We start from the raw sequence: 21292 nt of genomic DNA, 5'->3' as shown, positions 1-21292 counted from the left end.
CGGTGGATCACACTCGGCGCGGTTCCGACCGCGCTCCACGAGTGATTGTGACGGTTTCCCGGGAGTAAAAGCAACTGTTGCACCAAAACGATTGTGAAGGAAATGCGGGAATTTTTCACGCTCTCGCGAAAACTCACGGGGAATCGCCCGGGCAATGTGTGCGGAAAGGCACGGAACGATGCTGGCACTGTTCAGAACTGAGAAGCAGGCTTAGCACTCTCCTACATGTCTATAATCACCTTCAGTAACAGAGAATTTGAAGTGAAAGCCCAATAAGTTCATTGCCATGAATTCTATGAGCCAATCAGATGACAATCTCGCAAGAGAAACAACCCCTATCGCTTGTATAACAGTTAAAACATGCTAGAAAACAAGCCGCAGGGGTGCGTGATGGGACCCATAAGCAGGAGGTGCATGGCGCAAGATCATACGTATTGTGATAGCCGTGATAGTCGGGCGAACGGACGCCTGACCGGCAACACAAGCATGCTTACCAAGTGCCCCCACTGTTTTCTTGCAAAAAGACAAAGCCATGGAACTCAGCCGGTTGAAGTCGGTCGCGTTGTTGTCCTTGGCTGTTGCCGTGGGTTACTTCGCCACCCAGGGATTTGTCCAAACCTTTGAAGAACCCCCGATTGCGACATCGGCCCCGGTGATAGACGACACCTGCTCCGAAGGCTCTCCCGAGACAACTACCTGCATCATGCCGGAGGAAATGTCACGGGCGAATTTCCTGCGCTTGGCCGCGCCGGCCCAGGACGAGACGATCAAGGAGATTCGGGTTGAACGGAAAATTCGCGAGGCATTTCCTCAGCTCCCCATTCCTCATGACCAGCAGCCAGCCAAAGAATGACATCAAAACAGGTCGACATTGATGAGTCCGACCACATTCCCGGTGACAAGGAGATCAGCGTTTGAAAAAGTTCTATCTGGGCGGTTTGCGAACTTTTGTTGTTCTTTGTGTTTGTGCCACGGTGCTCGCCGCACCATTGGGGGCCTGCTCGCGGGCGGTCTATCTTGGCCCGGAAAACACCGTCATCACCGTGCGGAGCATGGATTGGGCGAAGCCGATTGGATCGAATCTGTGGATCTTTCCTCGCGGCATGAGCCGCAACGGTGCTGCCGGGCCAAAGTCGATCACTTGGAAGTCGAAATACGGCAGCGTTGTTGCCACGGCATTTGATGCGGCTTCGGCGGATGGGATCAACGAAAAAGGATTTGTCGTTAATCTGCTCTACTTGGCAGAGTCAAAATATCCCACGCCTGGCCCCAATGACAAACGCTTACCGATTTCGATCGCGGCTTGGGCCCAGTATGTCCTCGACAATTTCGCCACGGTCGACGAAGCGGTCGAAGCTCTTCGTGCCGAGCCGTTTTACGTCGTCGAGGTAATGACTCCCGATGGGGAAGCCGGGACAGGTCATTTGGCGATTTCCGATCCGAGCGGCGATTCGGCGATCTTTGAATACATCGATGGCAAACTGGTGATTCACCATGGCCGCGAATATCAGGTGATGACCAATTCGCCGACTTACGACAAGCAACTCGCACTGAACGGCTATTGGCAACAAATTGGCGGCACGACGATGCTGCCCGGCACGAACCGCGCGGCGGATCGCTTTGTCCGCGCTTCATTTTATATTAACGCCGTCCAGCAAACGGCCGAGGAGGCCGAAGCCCTCGCCGCCGCGTTCAGCGTGATCCGCAACGTGTCGGTGCCGCTGGGAATTACGACACCCGGCCAACCCAACATCGCTTCGACGCTGTGGCGGTCGGTCATCGATCAAAAGAACAAACGCTATTACTTCGAGTCGGTGCGGAGCCCAAGTTTGTTTTGGGCAGACCTCGACAAGATCAATTTCGCCGCGGGTCAACCGGTTAAAAAGCTTACCGTGTCCGAGGGCGAGATTTATTCCGGCAATGCGGTGAGTAAATTCAAACCGGCGAAGGCGTTCCAGTTTTTGCCAGCCACACCGCCGCAGTAAGACTTAGAAATTTTTGTACGTTCGCCAGACGTTTACTACTAAGAGGGGTTTCGTATGCGAGGGATTTCCCATCGACAACTGCGCACTTTGTGCGCAGCGTTTGCTTTCCTGTTCTGTTTTTGTTGTGTCGCCCAGGGGCAAGAAGTCACGGGTGAGTTAGGCTCTCCCAGTGCGACAACAACTATTGACGGCAAGCAACTTCCGCCCCCCGATCCCAAATTCGGCGGCGTCATCAAGGACGATGCCCTGCAATCAAAAGCTTGGTGGGCGCCACGCGTGGTGCCACCTAAAAAGGCGCCGAACATCCTTCTGATCATGACCGACGACGCAGGGTTTGGCGTGCCGAGCACATTTGGCGGCGTCATCCCCACGCCGACCATGGACCGCGTGGCTAAGAACGGTCTCCGCTACAACAATATCCATTCGACCGCGCTTTGCTCTCCGACTCGCGCGGCACTGATCACGGGCCGCAACCACCATTCAGCGGGCTTTGGCGTGATCTCAGAACAATCCACCGGCTTCCCCGGCTACAACAGCATCATTGCCAAGGACAAAACCACCATTGGCCGGATTCTCAAAGAAAACGGCTATGCGACTTCCTGGTTTGGTAAGGATCACAACGTGCCAGCCTTCGCGGCCAGCCAAGTCGGACCCTTCGAAAACTGGCCCATCGGGCAAGGCTTTGATTACTTCTTTGGATTTATTGGCGGCGATGCGAATCAATGGCAACCCAACCTCTTCCGCAACACGACCCAAATCTATCCCTTTCAAGGCAAACCAGAATGGAACCTGATCACCGGCATGGCCGACGATGCGATTGATTGGCTCAGCCGCATCGATCAGACAGACCCCAGCAAGCCGTTCTTCTGTTACTACGTTCCGGGGGCGACTCACGCGCCGCATCATCCGACCAAAGAATGGGTCGACAAAATCCACGAGATGCACCTTTTTGACGAAGGCTGGAACAAACTCCGCGAGCGAATCTTTGAGAACCAAAAACGGCTTGGCGTGATCCCTCAAGATACCCAACTCGAGCCTTGGCCGACCGAGATCATCAAGAATTGGGACGATTGCACGCCCGAGGAAAAGAAACTCTACATCAAGCAGGTAGAAATTTTCGCCGCCTATGAGGCCTATTGCGACTACGAAATTGGCCGCGTGATTCAAGCCATCGAGGACATGGGCAAGCTCGATAACACGCTCATCATCTACATCAATGGCGACAACGGCACGAGCGCCGAAGGGGGGCCGCTGGGCACCCCGAATGAGGTCGCGTTTTTCAACGGCGTCTCGGTCCCTGTTCCCGTGCAAATGAAATGGTACGACGTTTGGGGCACCGAGGCGACTTACAACCACATGTCGGCCGGTTGGTCCTGGGCCTTCGACACGCCGTTTAGCTGGTTCAAGCAGAATGCCTCGAAGCTCGGCGGCATCCGCCAATGCATGGCCATCTCTTGGCCCGGTCATATCACCGACAAGGGCGCGCTCCGCGAGCAATTCTGCCATGTGATTGATATCGTGCCGACGATTCTCGAATCTTGCGGCATCCCCGCACCCGAGATGGTGGACGGCATCAAGCAGGCGCCCATTGAAGGCACGAGCCTCGCCTACACCTTTGACGCGAAGAACGCCCAAGAGCCAACCCAGCACACGACCCAATATTTCGAGATGATGGGCCAGTACGCCCTCTATCACGAAGGTTGGCTGCTCAGCACGAAGGTCAACCGCGCGCCGTGGGAAGCCTTCGGCACGGCGAATCCCGATCCGCTCAATAACCAGGTGCTTGAACTATACGACCTCAACAACGATTTCAGCCAATCCCAAAACATCGCCGACAAGCATCCGGACAAAGTTAAGTCGATGAAAGCGATGTTCGTTGAGGAAGCAAAAAAGTATCAGGTCTTTCCGCTCGATGCTTCCGTGGCGGCGCGCATCGTTGCCCCACGACCGAACATCACCGCCGGCCGCACCGAGTTTGTCTATACGCGACCGATGGTCGGTCTGCCGCAGGGTGATTCCCCGTTTTTGCTCAATAGCTCCTACACCATCACGGCAGATATTGAAGTGCCGGAGGAGGGCGCGGAAGGAATGATGCTGACTTCCGGCGGTCGTTTTGCTGGTTACGGATTTTACTTGCTCAAGGGTAAGCCGGTCTTCCTATGGAATCTCATCAATCTGGAACGCCTCAAGTGGGAAGGTCCCGATGCCCTGGCGCCAGGCAAACATACCGTCGAATTCGATTTCAAATACGACGGCTTGGGAGTCGGCACGCTGGCTTTCAATAACATGAGCGGACTTGGTCGCCCAGGGACGGGAACTTTGAAAGTTGATGGTAAAGTCGTGGATACAAAAGCGATGCCCAAAACTCTCCCCATGATCCTGCAATGGGACGAAAGTTTTGACATTGGTTCAGACACCCTCACCGGGGTGAACGACGCCGATTACCAGCCGCCATTTGCTCTGACCGCGAAGTTGAACAAGTTGACGATCAAAGTCGATCGGCCACAACTCTCGCCCGAAGACATCGCCAAGCTCGAAGCTGCCCAGCGCGATAACAAGGCGAGTGAGTAAATTGAAAAATCTTAGTTTCACATCCTGGCGTGTTACCAATAATCTGAGCGAGTCGGTGGACAGTCGAACTTGTTCTGCCTGCGCCTCATGATATCCAACTTGTCGCTAATTTCGCAGAAAGCTCAACGATGAAAAACATCGCCAGCGTGTTTGTCTTGATCCTACTAATGTCGTATCCAGGGAGTGCGCAGGAGAAACCCGCGAACCCGGTAGAGCAAACTCAAGTTTTGCCGTTTCCTGATTTTCATTTTAAGGGAAGTGTTGGACGCACGATCGCGGAAAGCGATCCGCCCGAGTTTCCTCAACCCGTGAAGCCTCCCCAAGGGGCACCCAACATTGTCTTTATCTTGATTGACGATGCCGGCTATGGGCAATTTGGCACGTTCGGCGGACAAGTCGAAACGCCTGCGCTCGATTCGGTCGCCAAGCAAGGTTTGAAATTCACGCGATTTCATACGACGGCCCTTTGTTCGCCGACGCGGGCCGCGCTGCTCACAGGGCGCAATCATCATTCCACGAGTAACGGCGTCATCACCGAAGCCGCGACAGGTTACGACGGCTACACCGGCATCATCGGCAAGAATGTCGGTACGATTGCCGAAGTTTTGCGGCAGCATGGCTACGCCACGGCGTGGTTTGGCAAAAATCATAACACGCCCGATTGGGAGACCAGCCAGGTCGGGCCGTTTGATCGTTGGCCGAGTGGCTTGGGCTTCGACTACTTTTACGGATTCATGGGTGGTGACATGGATCAGTGGCAGCCTACGCTCTATGAGAACCACAATTTGGTGCCGCGCTCAACCGATCCTGACTATATTTTGACGCCCGATTTGGTTGACCATGCGATCGCTTGGCTGCGAGGCACGCGTTCGATTGCCGCCGACAAGCCCTTCTTCTTGTACATGTCGACGGGAGCCACGCATGCTCCCCATCAAGTCTCACCTCAATACATTGAGAAGTTCAAGGGCAAGTTCGATCAAGGTTGGGACCAATATCGCGAAGAAACATTCGCCCGCCAAAAGCAGCTGGGCGTGGTTCCCCAGAATGCGGTGTTAACGAAGCGGCCCGAAGAGTTGCCTGCCTGGGATTCGCTCTCCGCCGATCAAAAGCGATTGTTCGCGCGCATGATGGAGGTCTTCGCAGCCTTCACCGCCCAGACAGATTACGAAATGGGCCGCTTGTTGGAAGTTATTCGCTCACTCCCCGACGCCGACAACACGCTCGTTTTTTATCAGGTGGGCGACAATGGGGCCTCTGCCGAAGGAGGGCTCGTTGGATTGTTGAACGAGAATTCGTTCTTTAATAACGTCCCCGAATCGCTAGAGGACAATCTCAAGCACATCAACGAGATTGGTGGCCCCAAGCATTTCAATCATTTTCCCGCGGGCTGGGCTTGGGCCATGAACACGCCGTTTCAATGGACCAAGCAGATTGCCTCGCATTTGGGAGGCGTGCGGAACCCACTCGCCGTATCTTGGCCGGCGCGCATTAAAGATCAGGGTGGCGTGCGCGACCAATTCCATCACGTGATCGACGTCGCCCCCACGATCTATGAAGCGGTTGGCATCGAGTTCCCGGATATTCTCAACGGCGTGGCGCAGAAACCTCTGGAAGGGGTTTCAATGGTGTATTCGTTTGACAAGCCCGATGCCCCGGGAAAGCGCAAAACTCAATACTTCGAAATGTTACTCAATCGTGGAATATACCACGACGGTTGGTGGGCTGCGTCTCGCGTCAATGTTCCGTGGGAAGGCTCGGCGGCGCCAGCGAACCCCGATACGGCCATCTGGGAACTCTATAACTTGCAGGAGGATTTTACGCAGTCGAACGACCTGGCGAAAAGTAATCCCGAGAAGCTTCGCGAGTTGCAAGACCTGTGGTGGAGCGAGGCCTCGCGCTACAGTGTGCTTCCGTTGGATGGCCGCAAGACGGAACGCTTGAATGGCGAGCTACAAGGCCGGCCTTCGCTGAGTGGAAAGCGGAAATCTTTTACTTACTATCCCGGCATGGTTGCTCTGCCAGCCGGCAGTGCGCCGAATGTTCTCAACAAGTCGTTCTCGATTAGTGCGGCGATTGAAACAGACAAGGGCGAGACTGATGGCGCGATCTTTTCGCTCGGCGGCAGCGATGGCGGCTATGGGCTGTATGTGAAAGATGGTAAGCCCGTGTTTGTGGGAAATTTCTTGGGACGTACAACCACGCGCGTGGCTGCGAAAAGTCCCTTACCCGCGGGTCAGGCCAAGCTGCGCGGCGAGTTTACTTATGATGGTGGCGGAATGGGCAAGGGAGGAACGCTCACATTGTTTGTGAACGACAAGAAAGTTGGCGAAGGTCGCCTGGAACAGACTCAGGGAATCACTCTGGGACTGGGAGGCACGTTGGATATCGGCGAAGATACGGGCTCGCCCGTGGACGAGGCGTACACGCCACCGTTCAAATTTTCTGGAAAGATTGATCAGGTCACCGTGGACCTCAAACCGTAAGAGTTGGCAAAGGGTCGCTTCAATGAGCAAATGGAGATGCCTACGGCGGATATCGCTGGCAATTTGTCTTGTCGCGGTATGTTTCGGGTGTTGTGAGACCTACGCCCAGAATCCGCTCCCCTCATGGAACGACTCCGCAGCGAAGACGGCGATCATCGAGTTCGTCGAGAAGGTGACGAAAGAAGGTTCTCTCGATTTCGTAGCTCCCGAAAAACGGATTGCGACGTTCGACAACGACGGCACGCTGTGGTGCGAACAGCCGTTCTATTCTCAGTTCGCGTTTGCCATCGATCAGGTGAAGCTCGATGCCGGGCAGCATCCAGAATGGCAAGACAAGGAGCCTTTCAAATCGATTCTGGCTGGGGATTTGAAACTTGCCTTTTCTGGTGGGGAAAAAGCCTTGCTAGAGCTGGTCGCCGCGACGCATGCCAACATAACGACTGATGAATTTAATGAACGTGTTCGCACGTGGTTGAAAACGGCTCATCATCCCCGCTTTCACCAGCCCTACAACAAGTGCATCTATCAGCCGATGATTGAGGTCCTTGATTACCTGCGAGCCAACGGTTTTAAGACGTTTATCGTTTCGGGGGGTGGTGCCGAATTCATGCGTGTCTGGGCCGACCAGGCTTACGGGATTCCTACTCAACAAGTCATCGGCAGTTGCGGCAAGCTTAAATTTGAGATGCGCGACGGCAAACCTATACTCTTGAAGTTGCCCGCCGTGGACTTCGTCGACGACGGTCCCGGTAAGCCCGTGGGGATTCAGCGTTTTATCGGCGGGCAGCCGATCATCGCGTTTGGCAACTCGGACGGCGATTTTGAAATGCTCGAATACACCACCAGCGGCGCGACCAAGCCGCGGCTGGGGCTACTTGTTCATCACACCGACGCGGTGAGGGAATACGCTTATGACCATCCCTCGAAAGTCGGACAACTCGAGCGCGGGCTCGATCAAGCGAAAGAACGTGGTTGGGTTGTGATCGATATGAAGAGTGACTGGAAGAAGATTTTTCCATTCCAAGAATAACCTCCTAACGCGACCCACCGCCGAGCAACGACTAGGAAGATCAGACAATTATGCATCAACGAGATTTATTGGTTCTGTTGGTAATTGTCTGCGCGCTCTCGATTGCAAGGGATCCTAGCCATGCCCAGGAAAAAGAAGCGCCCGCCGAGCAAGGCTCGGTTACCGCAATCGACATCTTGCTTAAGCCCGATGCTGTGATGATTGAGAAGGCACAGGCCGCGAACGCGCGATTGCGTCGGAGCTACCCAGCGGGATATTCCCTCGACGCAACCCACCGGCCGCATGTCACGTGCTTGCAACGTTACGTGAAAACGGCGGATCTCGACAAAGTTTACGAGGCCGTTGGCAAAGTCTTGGCCGAGGAGCAGCCTACCAGTTGGAAGTTGAAGGCCTACAAGTATTACTATTTGCCGATGCCCGAGACGGGACTCGCGGGCATCGTCGTCGAACCGACCGACGAGCTCCTGCAGTTCCAACAGAAGCTGATCGAGGCGGTGGCTCCGTTCACGGTGAAGTCGGGAACCGCAGCTGCGTATGTGACGACCCCGCAAGACCCTGACATCGTGCCAATGGTCATCAACTATGTGGCCGACTATGTGCCCAAGTACTCCGGCAAGAATTTTAATCCCCACGTCACGATCGGCGTGGCAGGGCTGGGGTTGCTCGACAACCTGCTCAAAGAGCCTTTTGAATCGTTCACATTTTCGCCGGTCGGTGTGGCCGTTTATCACCTCGGCAACTACGGCACGGCCCGCACGGAACTTAAGAAGTGGGACCTGGAATAAGCCACTCGCATTCAATCAAAATAGGAATTCCGATGACTATTCTAAATATTAAGAGGGTAAGTGTCGTTTGCCTTATGACTACGTTGAATTTTGTGACGGTGGGTAGCTTAGCGCAAGCGCTGTCTCCCCAAGAGGCCCAAGTTATTGCCGAAGAGGCTTATATCTATGGCTATCCGCTGGTGACGATGGAATACACCCGCCGGGTGCTCACCAATGTCGCGGAGCCGGCAGGGACTCACGCACCGATGGGGCAGCTTATCCGCATGCGCGAGTATCCCAACGCTCAGTTTCGCGACGTCACGGCTCCCAATGCCGACACGCTCTACACGACGGCATTTATCGACGTCACTGACGAGCCGTATGTCTTGAGCCTCCCCGACGCCGAGGAGCGTTACTATTTGTTTCCCATGCTCGACGGCTGGACGGACGTCTTTCAAGTGCCCGGTAAGCGAACTACTGGCACCGGGCCACAGACCTACGCCATTACCGGCCCGAATTGGAAAGGGACGCTCCCTGCGGGCGTGACCGAATACAAATCGCCGACGGGGATCGTGTGGATTTTGGGACGAATCTATTGCACGGGCACACCGGAAGACTATGCCGCGGTACATAAGATGCAAGACAAGATTTCGCTCGTTCCCTTGAGTGCGTATGGCAAGTCGTACACGCCGCCGGCGGGGAAAGTGAATTCCGAGATTGATATGAAGACTCCCGTACGGGAACAAGTGAATAGCCTGAGTGCAGAAAATTACTTTCAGCTGCTTGCAGAACTTCTGAAGAACAATCCTCCCGCAGCGGCGGATGCAGCTGTCGTCGCCAACATGGCGAAGTTGGGGATCGTGCCCGGCAAGCCGTTTGATTTCGCGGCATTGAGCCCCGAAGTCAAGGAAGCATTGAAAGATGTTCCTCAGACCGCCTTCGGCAAAATCATGGCCCACTTCAAACAAGCGGGCAAAGATGAAGGAGGCTGGCTGTTTACGACTCAAACGGGCGAGTACGGCACGAACTATTTAGAACGTGCGCTGATCACTGCGATTGGCCTGGGTGCGAACCGGCCGCAAGATGCGATTTATCCTACTTCGGAAGTCGATGGCGCCGGTCAACCCTACAGCGGGGCCAACAAGTATGTGATGCACTTCGCCAAGGATAAACTCCCTCCGGTGGATGGGTTTTGGTCGCTCACGATGTACAACGGCGATTACTTCTTCGTCGATAATCCGCTGAATCGTTACACTTTAAGTGCGCGAAACGATCTGAAAAAGAATGCGGACGGCTCGATCGATCTGTACTTGCAACACGAGAATCCGGGCCCCGATAAAGAATCCAACTGGCTGCCCGCACCCAAAGATAGATTCATCTTGATGCTCAGACTTTATTGGCCCAAGGAAACTCCGCCGTCGATCCTCGATGGCAGCTGGCAGATCCCGGCCGTGCAAGTCGCGAAATAACGTTATCGCTACAAACAATTTCAAAAATTTCTTATTCCAAGAACAGAGGTGGAAACGTGACTCGATTCACACAGTTCGCCAAACAACCAGGGCTTTTGCTCATAGCATTTAGTCTTCTCGCCAGCTCCGCCACGGCTCAGGCCATCCCCGAACAAAAAAATATCGAACAAACGGCCAAAGCGTTCGTGACTGCCTTCGACGCCGGGAATGCGGGGGCGATTGCCAATCTGTGGACCCCTGATTGCGAATACAGCCTCGGCGGGCAAACACTCAAAGGCCGTGCTGCAATTCAAAAGCAATACGAACAACTGTTCAAAGCCAATCCTGGCGCAACGATGGAAATCAAAATCAATTCGGTCCGCAAACTGGCTCCGACGTTGATCGTGGAAGACGGCACGGCATCGCTGAGCGATCCCAAGGGGAACCATCAAAGCGCGAGCAGCTATTCGGTGTTGCACGTCAAAGTCGACAACAAATGGCTGATGGCCGACGTGCGCGAGTCGGACAGCCTGCTGCCCGCCCCCGCCGAAGAGTTGCAGCGGCTCGACTGGATGGTGGGCGATTGGTCGAGCAAAGGCGAAAACGCGACGGTCGATCTCAAGTTCGAATGGGTGGCCAACAAGCAATTCCTGCAAGCGATAACAACCATTCATCCCAACGAGAAGGACGCCAAGCCACAACACGGCGGGATACAAATCATCGGCCGTGATCCGCTCACGGGACGAATCGTGGCATGGTTCTTCAATTCCGATGGTGGCCACGCTTATGGCATTTGGGTCAAAAGCGGCGATGCGCTGGCTTGCCAAACCCAAGGCGTCACTGCCGAGGGGCTCGTCACGACGGCGACCAATGTGATGCATCGCTCAAGCGACAAAAATGTCTTTTCGTGGCAATCAGTTGGCCGCTCGTTGGGTAACGAGCCCCTTCCCAACACGGAAAAGATCGTGTTCGAGCGACCAAACATCAATATCCCCGCCGCGAAGTAACACGCAGCGATACCATAAAACAATTAATCCTTTTAAGGGTCAAACGATGAAACGCATATTCTTCACGGCTCTGTTGAGCTCGCTCTTATTGATTCCCCATAACACTGTTCAGGCGCGCGGCGGCGGTGGAGGTTTTCACGGTGGTGGAGGTGGCGGCATGGGAGGTATGGGTGGCTTCCATGGCGGCGGTGGCATGGGCGGCATGCCTGGCGGAATGGGAGGTGGCGGCATGGGTGGCTTTCACGGTGGCATGCCTGCCGGTGGCTTCAGCGGATTTAGCGGCGGGATGCCCGGCGGAATGGGCGGTTTCGGCGGCGGAATGCCTGGTGGGTTTTCGGGGCATGTCCCGGGTATGGGCGGCGGCGGATTTCCCGGTGCCGGTGGGTTCCCAGGTGCGGGCGGATTTCCCGGCGCTGGCGGCGCGGGCCGAGCCCCAGGCATGGGGGCCGGTGGATTTCCCGGAGCCGGGGGCGATGCTCGTGGCTTTGCCGGTGGCTTTAGTCCCGAATCGATTACGAATGGCTTTGCCGGGCGCGGTGCCGGTGGGTTCCCTGGTGCTGGTGGCTTTGCAGGCGCTGCTCCTTCGGCAGGTCGATTGAATTCCTTCCTCGGATTGCCTTCGGATTCCGGCATGAGCGCCGCGGGGGCGCATAGTATTTCCAATCCGTTTGCGGCTGGCGGTCGCGCGGGCGACATAGGTGGTGTCTCGGGCAACGTTTGGCATGGGCCAGATGGCACGACCGTTGCTCATGGTCAGGCGGGAGAAGCTGGTGGAGCTATCGGACCAAATGGTGGCGCGGCGGGTGGAGGTCGTGAGGCCAGTGGCACAGTTGTTAAGGGTCCTGATGGCGGCACGTATGCACACGGCCAAGCCGGTGAGCGGGGCGGGGCCGTTGGTCCCGGCGGCAACGCGATTGGCGGCGGACGCGAAGCAAGTGGCACCGTGATCAAAGGACCCGGCGGCAACACGGTTGCTCACGGACAAGCTGCCGCAGGTGGTTTTTATTCTGGTGCGCGTGGCGAAGGAACCTGGCACGCTTCGGCGGCAGATATGCGCGTGCAAGGTAATTACGCTCGCGCGAACTTCAATCACTACAACGCGTTTGGCAACAACTGGTGGCACGATCATCCAAATGCTTGGTGGAATCGCGGGTTCGCCGCGGGCTATTGGTATGGCGCCAACTGGGCGGGTATCAATTCGTGGTTCGGCGTGGCCTGGCCAGCGATGAGCTACGACTACGGCGACAATATTTATTACGACGACGACAATGTCTATCTCGCGGGTCAGCCCGTCGGTACCGCCGCGGAGTATTATGACTCGGCCCAGCAGTTGGCCCAAACCGGCGCCGATGCCGACATTCCCAATCAGAATAGCGACGACACCAGCGATGCGGTTGCCGCGAATCCGGCGGATGCCCAGTGGCTGCCACTCGGCGTGTTCGAAGCGATTCAGCCCACCCAAAAGTCGAGCGATATGACATTCCAACTCGCCGTCAACAAGGATGGCATCGTTCGCGGAAATTACTTTAACTCCTCGGACAACAATGTTCAGCAAGTGCAGGGCGCTGTTGATAAGCAAACGCAGCGGGTCACTTGGTTTGTTCAAGATCGTCCCGCGGTGATTTTCGACACCGGTCTTTACAATTTAACCAAAGACGAAGCGACCGTGCTCGTCCACGAAAGCGCCGACAAGACCCAGCAATGGACGCTCGTGCGGCTTAATCAGGATGATGCCTCGAAGGGGACTGCCACACCTTCCGCCAATTAAACAATCGTTTCTTGTCACTTCAACAAGAATAAGGAAAACCAACACGATGAGATATTTGACTATTTGTACCGCTGTATTGGCGTTCTTGGGTTTGTGCGATCAACAATCAGCATCGGCCCAGCAGAACGGCGCCAAGAAGCCAAACATTCTGTTCATCGTGTCCGATGACACCGGCTACGGCGATCTCGGTCCGTACGGCGGTGGCGTGGGTCGCGGCATGCCGACTCCCAACATCGACAAGTTGGCGGCCGAAGGGATGACCTTTTTCTCGTTCTATGCTCAGCCCAGTTGCACGCCGGGACGCGCGGCCATGATCACTGGCCGCATTCCCAATCGCAGCGGCATGACCACAGTCGCTTTCCAAGGGGAAGGGGGCGGACTTCCCGCCGCGGAATGGACGCTTGGTTCGGTGTTGAAGAAAGGTGGTTATCGCACCTACTTCACCGGCAAGTGGCATTTGGGCGAGGCGGATTATGCTCTGCCGAATGCTCATGGCTACGACCAGATGGAGCATTGCTTCCTCTATCACTGCAACGCTTATACCTATGGCGATCCCTCGTGGTTTCCGGACATGGATCCCAAGCTGCGTGAGATGTTCCAGAAGGTGACCAAGGGTTCGATGTCGGGTAACGCCGGCGAACCGGCTCACGAAGATTGGAAAGTCAACGGCCAATATGTCGACACACCGGAAAAGGGAATTGTCGGCATTCCGTTTCTGGATAAGTACATCGAGGAGTCTGGGCTTAAGTTTTTGGAAGACGCGGCGAAGAATCCTGACGAGCCGTTCTTCATCAGCATCAATTTCATGAAGGTGCATCAGCCGAACTTGCCGGCACCGGAATTCGAGCATAAATCGATGTCGAAATCGAAGTTCGCCGATTCGCTCGTGGAACTCGACACCCGCATCGGCAACGTAATGGATAAGCTCCGCGAGTTGAATCTCGATAAGAACACGTTGGTGTTCTACACGACCGACAACGGCGCGTGGCAAGATGTCTATCCCGACGCGGGTTACACGCCGTTCCGTGGCACGAAGGGTACCGTGCGTGAAGGTGGCAATCGCGTGCCGGCGATTTGCGTCTGGCCGGGCAAGGTGAAACCTGGCGTGAAGAATCACGACATCGTAGGTGGCTTGGATCTGATGGCGACCTTCGCCTCGGTGGCTGGCGTAGAACTTCCCGAGAATGATTTGGAAGATAAGCCGATCATCTTTGATAGCGTCGACATGACTCCCGTGCTCACCGGCACTGGCAAAGGGACGCGAAACTCGTGGTTCTATTTCACGGAAAACGAATTGAGCCCAGGAGCGGCCCGCGTAGGAAATTACAAAGCCGTGTTCAACATGCGTGGCGACGACGGCCAAGCGACCGGCGGGTTGGCCGTGGATAGCAATTTGGGCTGGAAGGGCGCCGAGAAATACGTGGCGACGGTACCGCAAGTATTTGACCTCTGGGCCGATCCTCAAGAGCGCTACGACATCTTCATGAATAACTTCACAGAACGGACTTGGACGATGGTCACCATCAGCGATGAAATCTCCAAGTTGATGAAGACCTACATCAAGTACCCGCCGCGGAAGTTGCAAAGTGGCGTTTACACGGGACCGATTACGATCACCAATTACCAGCGATTCAAATGGGTGCGCGAACAGTTGGAAAAGGAAGGGATCAACATCCCGCTTCCAACGGGCAACTGAGCGAATAAGTTTTTAATTCTATCACCACTCGCGGCGAAGAGCGAAGAAGAGAAGAGTAGTTATATGTCAAAAGAACAGCATAAGCATCACGAACATCAACACACACATCACTCGAAATCGGCTTGGCACAAAGATTGGCGGACTTGGACCGTTGTCGGTTTGATGCTCGTGGCGATGTTGGCGTACGTGTTGTCGATGGATGAATCGATCGGCCCCGGCGCCGATGAGACCGGCACGGAAACTCCCGCCGCGGCGATGTAGTTTGCAAAGTATGGGGCATCGCAGAGCAAGACGGTGGCCATCGCGATGTCGCACGTTACCTAGACAGCGGCCCCGGGACAGACTCCTTTAGAATCGATATAACACACAGAGAGCCAGCACTCACCGCCAAGCATGGCATTTTGCTTTGACTTGGTGTGAGTCGTTTGAGTTCTCATTAGCGGAAGGCAAGAAAAATGTTTCGGCAACTCGTCGGTGCAGTGATTGTTATGACATGTTGTCTAACGGTTACCCTCATTGAAGCCGCACCACGCAAGGGTGGTGGTGGAGGCGGGGGTGGCGGGGGTCGTTCGAGTGGCCGAGCCGCCGGTGGTGGGGGTGGAGCAGGGCATGCTCAGGGAGGTCGAGGGGGTGCCGGAGGGATGTCTCAACGGTCACAAGCTCCGAGTGGCAGAGGTCAAGCTGGGCAACAAGGAGGAGGCCTCGGGGGCTCTTGGTCCGACTTTAACTCTGGCGGAGCTCACGGAGCCAATCAGTTGGGCGGCTTGCACAATGCTCAGGGCGGACAAGGTTTTGCAGCTGGCCGCGCTGGCGGCAACTTCCGCGGCAATCAAGCGTCGGGTGGTGGAGACGCGGCTGCCGGAGCAGCCTTCAGCAATCGCAACGCGGCGGAACATTCAGGCACCCAGGGCGCAGCCGCGGGTGCCGGTATTGCGAATCGCAATTCCTCGGAATACACCGGCAAGCAGGGCGCGGCCGCAGGAGCCGGGATCGCCAATCGCAACGACCCCCAGTATTCCGGTGCTCAGGGGGCCGCCGCCGGCGCAGCGGTGGATAATCGGAACTCACCGCAATACTCAGGCGCTCAAGGTGCAGCCGCCGGTGCAGCGATCGATAACCGTAATTCACCACAGTACTCCGGCGCTCAAGGTGCGGCAGCGGGTGCGGCGATCGAGAATCGCAACTCACCTCAATACTCGGGTGCTCAAGGCGCGGCGGTGGGTGCTGCTGTCGAGAATCGGAACTCACCGCAATTTTCCGGTGCGCAGGGAGCCGCTGCTGCTTCAATGGTCGGTGCTGGCTCGCCGAATTATGCCGCCGTGAGAGGCAACTTCAATCATCCCACCGTGTATGGCCAAGGTTGGTACGGAGCTCATCCGACGGCCTGGACTGCCACGGGGTGGGTCGCTGGTACCGCGTGGACTCCAACCGCTTGGGCCACCATTGCTGGTGCGAATGGATACAACAACGCCTCGACCGTTTCCTACAACTATGGCAACAACGTCACTTGCGTCGACAACAACGTGGTGGTTGCCGGTCAAAGCGTCGGCACGGCCGAAGAGTTTGCTCAAGAGGCCTCTGACTTAGCAGCGCTCGGTGCCACGGCCAATGTCACCGACTCAGATCAGTGGATGCCGCTGGGCGTGTTCGCAATGGTCCGTGATGAAAAGCAGCATCCTACTTTGATTCTGCAACTGGCCGTCAATAAGGATGGCATTCTGCGCGGCAACTACACCGATGAAGTGACCGACAATACGCAACCAATTCAAGGTGCGGTCGATCCTCAAACACAGCGAGCTGCCTGGACTGTGGGCGACAATCAGTTCTGCGTGATGGAAGCCGGTCTCGTCAACCTGACGCAAAATGAACTCCCGGCATTGATTCATAAAAATGGTACCACGCAACGTTGGCTCTTGGTGCGGCTATCTCAACCCGCATCGGGTGCGCAAGGTGAACCTGCCGCTGCTTTGCCTGAATAGTTCTTATGGCAAGTAGGTGTACAGCAACAAGACATAACGAACATACACAACCATAGCGATAAAAATCTATGTAGTACTGGAGATCAATATGCCACTAGCAAGACTCTCTGCATCCGTGGCCGTAGCCTTGATACTTGCTGTTCCTCAAATCGCTGCCGCTCAAACGGCCGATAAAGAACCGCTCCGTGTGACCGTCGATAATTTCGATCGCGCGGAATCGGATATGTACTTTGCCCGCTTTGTCGAGCAAGGTGGTTTCGGCAAGTTCCAGCACGAACGGGAGTTGGCATCCATCGACAATCAAACGGTCGTGCGACTCAATCGCGACACGCTCTATTCGTTCGGCGTGTTCGATCTCAACGCCGGGCCGGTGACGGTTACGCTACCGGAAGTCGGTAAGCGGTTCATGTCGCTGCAAGTGATCAACGAAGATCAATACGCCACGGATGTGTTCTACGCGCCGGGCAAGTTTACTATCACCAAGGAGCAAGCCGGCACACCGTACGTCGCCTTGGCGGTGCGGACATTTGTCGATCCCAACAGTCCAGAAGATCTGAAGGCCGTGCATGAATTGCAGGATGCTATCAAGGTCGAGCAGCAAGGGAAAGGAAAGTTTGAGATTCCCAATTGGGATACCGAGTCGCGCGACAAGATTCGCCAAGCACTCTTGGCCCTGGCCGCAGCGAACGGCGGTTTGGATTCGGCCCGGATGTTTGGCCGGAAGGATCAAGTCGATCCGATCCAGCATTTGATCGGCACGGCCGCGGGTTGGGGCGGCAATCCCGCCGCGGGAGCCATGTACTCAGGCGTCGAACCGGCGGAGAACGACGGTAAGACGATCTATCGTTTGACGGTGAAAGACGTGCCTGTCGACGGCTTTTGGTCGATCAGCGTTTACAACAAAGAGGGCTTCTTCGTCAAAAATCCCGAAAACGCCTATTCGCTCAACAGCATCACGGCTAAGCCCAACGCCGACGGTTCCTACACGATTCAATTCGGCGGTTGCGACGGCAAGACCCCGAATTGCCTGCCGATCATGCCGGGGTGGAATTACACCGTGCGGATGTATCGTCCCCAAGCGGCCATTCTCGACGGGTCATGGAAGTTTCCAGAGGCTCAGCCGGTGAAATAAGTTGTAATTTACTATTATGCTAGCCGTTTTTGTACAAACAAAATTCTTATCTGGGCGTACATCCGGGACACGAATACAGCCGTGCTCGGCATGGTCCAGTTGCTGCCGCAGGCTGATGGTCCATGAACTTTCGTACCTTCATTGCGTTTGCGCTTATTTTCAATTTGATTGCTGCGCACGCCCTGGCCCAACCTAACGATGGGTCGGTACTTCCTTTTCCGCCACAATCAATGGAAAGCGTCACCAAGCCGCGCCTGCAAGACTCAACAATGCAGTGGCCAATTGAGCACCAGCGGCTTCCCGACGACGCGCCCAATATTTTGATTATCTTGATTGACGACGTGGGCTTCGGCGTTGCGGAGACATTTGGCGGTGAAGTCCATACGCCCACGCTAACAAAATTGGCAAATGAAGGCTTGCGCTACAATGCCTTCCATACCACGGCGATTTGCTCGCCTACGCGGGCTGCTCTACTCACAGGCCGCAATCATACTCGAGTAGGGTCGGGGACAATTGCCGAGCGGGCGGTGGCTTTTGATGGCTATACGGGGATTATTCCCAAGACCGCTGCAACCGTGGCAGAAGTACTCAAAAACTACGGTTATCACACTGCGGCCTTCGGTAAATGGCATAATACGCCTGCTACGGAAACAACGGCCATAGGCCCTAAGGATCGCTGGCCCAACGGCTATGGGTTTGAATATTTCTATGGTTTTCTCGCCGGAGAAACATCTCAATGGGAGCCCAGGCTCGTCGAGAATTACGACGTGATTGAGCCGCCCCATAACGATCCAAAATATCATCTCACGGAAGACTTGGTCGACAAAGCCCTAGCGTGGCTTGATCAACGGCAGTCATTCGCACCTGACAAGCCGTTTCTTATGTACTGGGCACCCGGCGCGGCCCATGGACCGCATCACATCTTTCCAAAGTGGGCTGACAAGTACAAAGGCCAATTCGATGAAGGTTGGGATGTGTATCGCGAACGAGCTTTTAAGCGCCAACTCGAAATGGGCATTATTCCTCCCGGCACGAAGCTCACGCCACGCGACGAAACTATGCAGGCGTGGGCAGACATCCCTGAAGATCAGCGCGACTTTCAGCGGCGCGGCATGGAATTGTTTGCTGGTTTCGTGGAACACACCGATGTGCAAGTCGGCAGACTGATTCAAGGACTCGAAGATCGAGGGTTGCGGAATAATACGCTCGTCATTTATATAGTTGGCGATAACGGCTCGAGTGCCGAAGGACAGCAAGGTTCGATCAGCGAATTGCTTGCGCAAAATAATGTTTCGAATACGATTGATCAGCAACTGGCAGCCCTCGCAAAGCTCGGTGGGCTTGATGCTCTAGGGACGTATAAAACGGATAACATGTACCACGCAGGATGGGCCTGGGCTGGTTCAACGCCATTTAAGGCTACGAAATTGGTAGCCTCGCACTTTGGTGGGACACGCAATCCACTTGTGATCTCCTGGCCTAAAGGCATCAAGCCTGACAAAGCCATTCGACCCCAGTTTCATCACGTAATTGACATAGCTCCGACGATCTACGAGATTCTTGACATTAAACCTCCGCGAGTTGTAAATGGTGCCGAACAAATCCCCTTGGATGGCACTAGTTTGGCCTATACGTTTGAAGATGCTGACGCCCAGCCTCGAAAAACTGTTCAGTTTTTTGACAATAATGGTAGCCGAGCAATCTACAAAGATGGTTGGATTGCCTGCACGTTCGGTCCGTTTATCCCTTGGAATACACCTGCGTCCGTACCACGAGTGGCCAACTGGGATTCCGCGACCGACGAGTGGGAACTCTACCAAGTAGACGAAGACTTTTCTGAAGCCGACGATCTTGCCAAGCAGCATCCTGAGAAACTTGCACAGCTCAAAGACGAGTTTCTGCAGCTAGCCGAGGACAACAAAGATTTCCCGATTGGTGCGGGAAATTGGCTGCGATTACATCCTCAAGATCGCATCAAGTCCCCGTATTCAAGTTGGACCTTTAATAAGAACACCCGTCGCATGCCCGAATTTAGCGCGCCTGCGATTGGAACAGTAAGTAATACTGTCGCCATGGACGTAGACGTTCCGGAGAATGCCGCTGGCGTTCTCTATGCCTTAGGTGGTGCGGGAGGCGGAGTGACTTTGTACATGGATAAAGGATATTTACATTATCTCTACAACATGTTCATTATCGAGCAGTATTCGGCACGAAGTGATTCTCCCCTGTCTCCTGGCAAGCACAAAATCGAGGTCATTACGGAAATCATCGGTCCCGGCAAATCAGGAACTGCAGCTTTGATGGTGGATGGCAAAGAAGTCGGCAAAGCAAAGCTCGAACGCACCGTTCCAGCGGCCTTTTCGGCCAGTGAAACCTTTGATGTCGGTGTCGATTTAGGATCAACCGTTTCCCTTGATTATTTTGTGCGCCGCCCGTTTGAGTTCGGCGGCCAGATTGGAAAGGTTTCAGTGAAACTCAAATGATCCCTATGATTTACTAGTTAGAAAAATTGTTTGGACTCGCAATGGGCATGTCGAGAATTGGATTGAGCCGATCGTGTGTGCATTTACTTTGGGTAGGAGAACGGGTATTCAGTCACCAAGCTACCTCCCCAACAACGCCATCTACGACACAGGCACGTTTGTCACGGTTGATGGCGCGCGGATTCATTACGTTGAACGCGGCAGTGGCCCCACCATCGTGTTGGTCCATGGGCTGGCCGACGATGCCCGCACTTGGAATGCCACGATTGAGGCGCTCTCGGACAAGTATCGCGTAATCGCGCCAGACCTGATCGGCCATGGCCGGTCCGATAAGCCGTCGCTGAGTTACTGCGCGGGTACGTTCGCCGATTTCTTGAGTAAGCTCCTCGACGAGTTGCGAATTGAGCGTGCCACGCTCGTGGGGAACTCGTTGGGTGGTTGGGCGTCGATACTGGTCGCACTCAACGAGCCTCAGCGTGTCGAACGTTTGGTTCTCGTTGATAGCGCGGGCTATGCCGATCAGCAGCTCCCCGCTGTGTTAAATCCCACAACGCTCGAAGAAAGCCGTGAGTTGTTAAGCCTTGTTTTTGCAGTCGCAAAATTTACGAACGACCCGGCGCTGGCGGAATTGATCCTTGCCGCGCGGGTTGCGAACGGCGACCGTAACACGATCGCACGGTTTTTGGAATCCGCCCAGCGAAATGAAGACGCCATCGACGGCAAGTTGAGTAATTTGACCATGCCCACGCTGGTTATCTGGGGAGAACAAGACAAACTTCTGCCTTTGTCGCTGGGCAAACGGTTTGCCAAGGAAATCGCAGGGGCAAAACTCGCCATCATTCCCAACAGTGGCCACGTGCCGCAGATTGAATCGTCGCAGGATTTTAACGAGGCCCTGCTTGAGTTCCTGGAGCAGACGGCTGCAACAACGAAGCAGTAGTTCTTA

Annotated in this window: 15 protein-coding genes; all 15 read left to right on the top strand. The window is 55.2% G+C overall.

What is annotated here, in order from left to right; translation table 11 throughout:
- Positions 1 to 532 precede the first annotated feature (532 nt).
- The 15 genes from SH678x_RS19785 (at position 533) to SH678x_RS19715 (ending at position 21286) form a co-directional block, all read left to right on the top strand.
- Entirely contained in the window at positions 533 to 853 is a 321-nt protein-coding gene (locus SH678x_RS19785; protein WP_496920183.1) for a hypothetical protein, read from the top strand.
- A gap of 61 nt (positions 854 to 914) precedes the next feature.
- Entirely contained in the window at positions 915 to 1985 is a 1071-nt protein-coding gene (locus tag SH678x_RS19780; RefSeq protein WP_496920182.1) for a linear amide C-N hydrolase, read from the top strand.
- Between the two features lie 54 nt (positions 1986 to 2039).
- A complete protein-coding gene (locus tag SH678x_RS19775) occupies positions 2040 to 4556 on the top strand; it encodes an arylsulfatase (RefSeq protein WP_496920181.1) in 2517 nt (838 codons plus the stop codon).
- Positions 4557 to 4684: 128 nt separating this feature from the next.
- The gene (locus SH678x_RS19770; RefSeq protein WP_496920180.1) at positions 4685 to 7039 is read left to right on the top strand and encodes a sulfatase-like hydrolase/transferase; all 2355 of its coding nucleotides are present in this window, start codon (positions 4685 to 4687) and stop codon (positions 7037 to 7039) included.
- 22 nt (positions 7040 to 7061) lie between these two features.
- Positions 7062 to 8069, top strand: a complete 1008-nt coding sequence (locus SH678x_RS19765) for an HAD family hydrolase (protein WP_496920179.1) — start codon at positions 7062 to 7064, stop codon at positions 8067 to 8069.
- A gap of 50 nt (positions 8070 to 8119) precedes the next feature.
- Entirely contained in the window at positions 8120 to 8854 is a 735-nt protein-coding gene (locus SH678x_RS19760; RefSeq protein WP_496920178.1) for a 2'-5' RNA ligase family protein, read from the top strand.
- A gap of 74 nt (positions 8855 to 8928) precedes the next feature.
- A complete protein-coding gene (locus SH678x_RS19755; RefSeq protein WP_496920177.1) occupies positions 8929 to 10302 on the top strand; it encodes a DUF1254 domain-containing protein in 1374 nt (457 codons plus the stop codon).
- Positions 10303 to 10358: 56 nt separating this feature from the next.
- Complete coding sequence (locus tag SH678x_RS19750; RefSeq protein WP_496920176.1) at positions 10359 to 11288, top strand: YybH family protein; 930 nt, start codon at positions 10359 to 10361, stop codon at positions 11286 to 11288.
- Between the two features lie 46 nt (positions 11289 to 11334).
- Complete coding sequence (locus SH678x_RS19745; RefSeq protein WP_496920175.1) at positions 11335 to 13056, top strand: protocadherin; 1722 nt, start codon at positions 11335 to 11337, stop codon at positions 13054 to 13056.
- 46 nt (positions 13057 to 13102) lie between these two features.
- On the top strand, positions 13103 to 14752 hold the full coding sequence (locus tag SH678x_RS19740) for an arylsulfatase (RefSeq protein WP_496920174.1): 1650 nt from the start codon (positions 13103 to 13105) through the stop codon (positions 14750 to 14752).
- Between the two features lie 63 nt (positions 14753 to 14815).
- Complete coding sequence (locus tag SH678x_RS19735) at positions 14816 to 15013, top strand: hypothetical protein (RefSeq protein WP_496920173.1); 198 nt, start codon at positions 14816 to 14818, stop codon at positions 15011 to 15013.
- A gap of 194 nt (positions 15014 to 15207) precedes the next feature.
- Entirely contained in the window at positions 15208 to 16731 is a 1524-nt protein-coding gene (locus tag SH678x_RS19730; protein WP_496920172.1) for a hypothetical protein, read from the top strand.
- 88 nt (positions 16732 to 16819) lie between these two features.
- Positions 16820 to 17863, top strand: a complete 1044-nt coding sequence (locus SH678x_RS19725; RefSeq protein ID WP_496920171.1) for a DUF1254 domain-containing protein — start codon at positions 16820 to 16822, stop codon at positions 17861 to 17863.
- Between the two features lie 122 nt (positions 17864 to 17985).
- Positions 17986 to 20346 carry an arylsulfatase gene (locus SH678x_RS19720; protein ID WP_496920170.1) on the top strand — a complete coding sequence of 787 codons (2361 nt, stop codon included), beginning with the start codon at positions 17986 to 17988 and terminating at the stop codon, positions 20344 to 20346.
- 73 nt (positions 20347 to 20419) lie between these two features.
- Positions 20420 to 21286 (top strand): alpha/beta fold hydrolase, encoded by an 867-nt coding sequence (locus SH678x_RS19715; protein WP_496920169.1) that lies wholly within the window; start codon positions 20420 to 20422, stop codon positions 21284 to 21286.
- The last annotated feature ends 6 nt before the right edge of the window (positions 21287 to 21292 follow it).

The organism is Bythopirellula superficialaquae (assembly GCF_059632245.1).
This window is presented reverse-complemented; position numbering and strand designations above follow the sequence as displayed.

What these genes read in the sequence shown, in the direction of transcription:
- SH678x_RS19760 (WP_496920178.1), top strand. Translation starts at nt 8,120, where the DNA reads ATGCATCAACGAGATTTATTGGTTCTGTTGGTAATTGTCTGCGCGCTC.
- SH678x_RS19740 (WP_496920174.1), top strand. Translation starts at nt 13,103, where the DNA reads ATGAGATATTTGACTATTTGTACCGCTGTATTGGCGTTCTTGGGTTTG.
- SH678x_RS19775 (WP_496920181.1), top strand. Translation starts at nt 2,040, where the DNA reads ATGCGAGGGATTTCCCATCGACAACTGCGCACTTTGTGCGCAGCGTTT.
- SH678x_RS19765 (WP_496920179.1), top strand. Translation starts at nt 7,062, where the DNA reads ATGAGCAAATGGAGATGCCTACGGCGGATATCGCTGGCAATTTGTCTT.
- SH678x_RS19755 (WP_496920177.1), top strand. Translation starts at nt 8,929, where the DNA reads ATGACTACGTTGAATTTTGTGACGGTGGGTAGCTTAGCGCAAGCGCTG.
- SH678x_RS19745 (WP_496920175.1), top strand. Translation starts at nt 11,335, where the DNA reads ATGAAACGCATATTCTTCACGGCTCTGTTGAGCTCGCTCTTATTGATT.
- SH678x_RS19725 (WP_496920171.1), top strand. Translation starts at nt 16,820, where the DNA reads ATGCCACTAGCAAGACTCTCTGCATCCGTGGCCGTAGCCTTGATACTT.
- SH678x_RS19735 (WP_496920173.1), top strand. Translation starts at nt 14,816, where the DNA reads ATGTCAAAAGAACAGCATAAGCATCACGAACATCAACACACACATCAC.
- SH678x_RS19785 (WP_496920183.1), top strand. Translation starts at nt 533, where the DNA reads ATGGAACTCAGCCGGTTGAAGTCGGTCGCGTTGTTGTCCTTGGCTGTT.
- SH678x_RS19730 (WP_496920172.1), top strand. Translation starts at nt 15,208, where the DNA reads ATGTTTCGGCAACTCGTCGGTGCAGTGATTGTTATGACATGTTGTCTA.
- SH678x_RS19770 (WP_496920180.1), top strand. Translation starts at nt 4,685, where the DNA reads ATGAAAAACATCGCCAGCGTGTTTGTCTTGATCCTACTAATGTCGTAT.
- SH678x_RS19720 (WP_496920170.1), top strand. Translation starts at nt 17,986, where the DNA reads ATGAACTTTCGTACCTTCATTGCGTTTGCGCTTATTTTCAATTTGATT.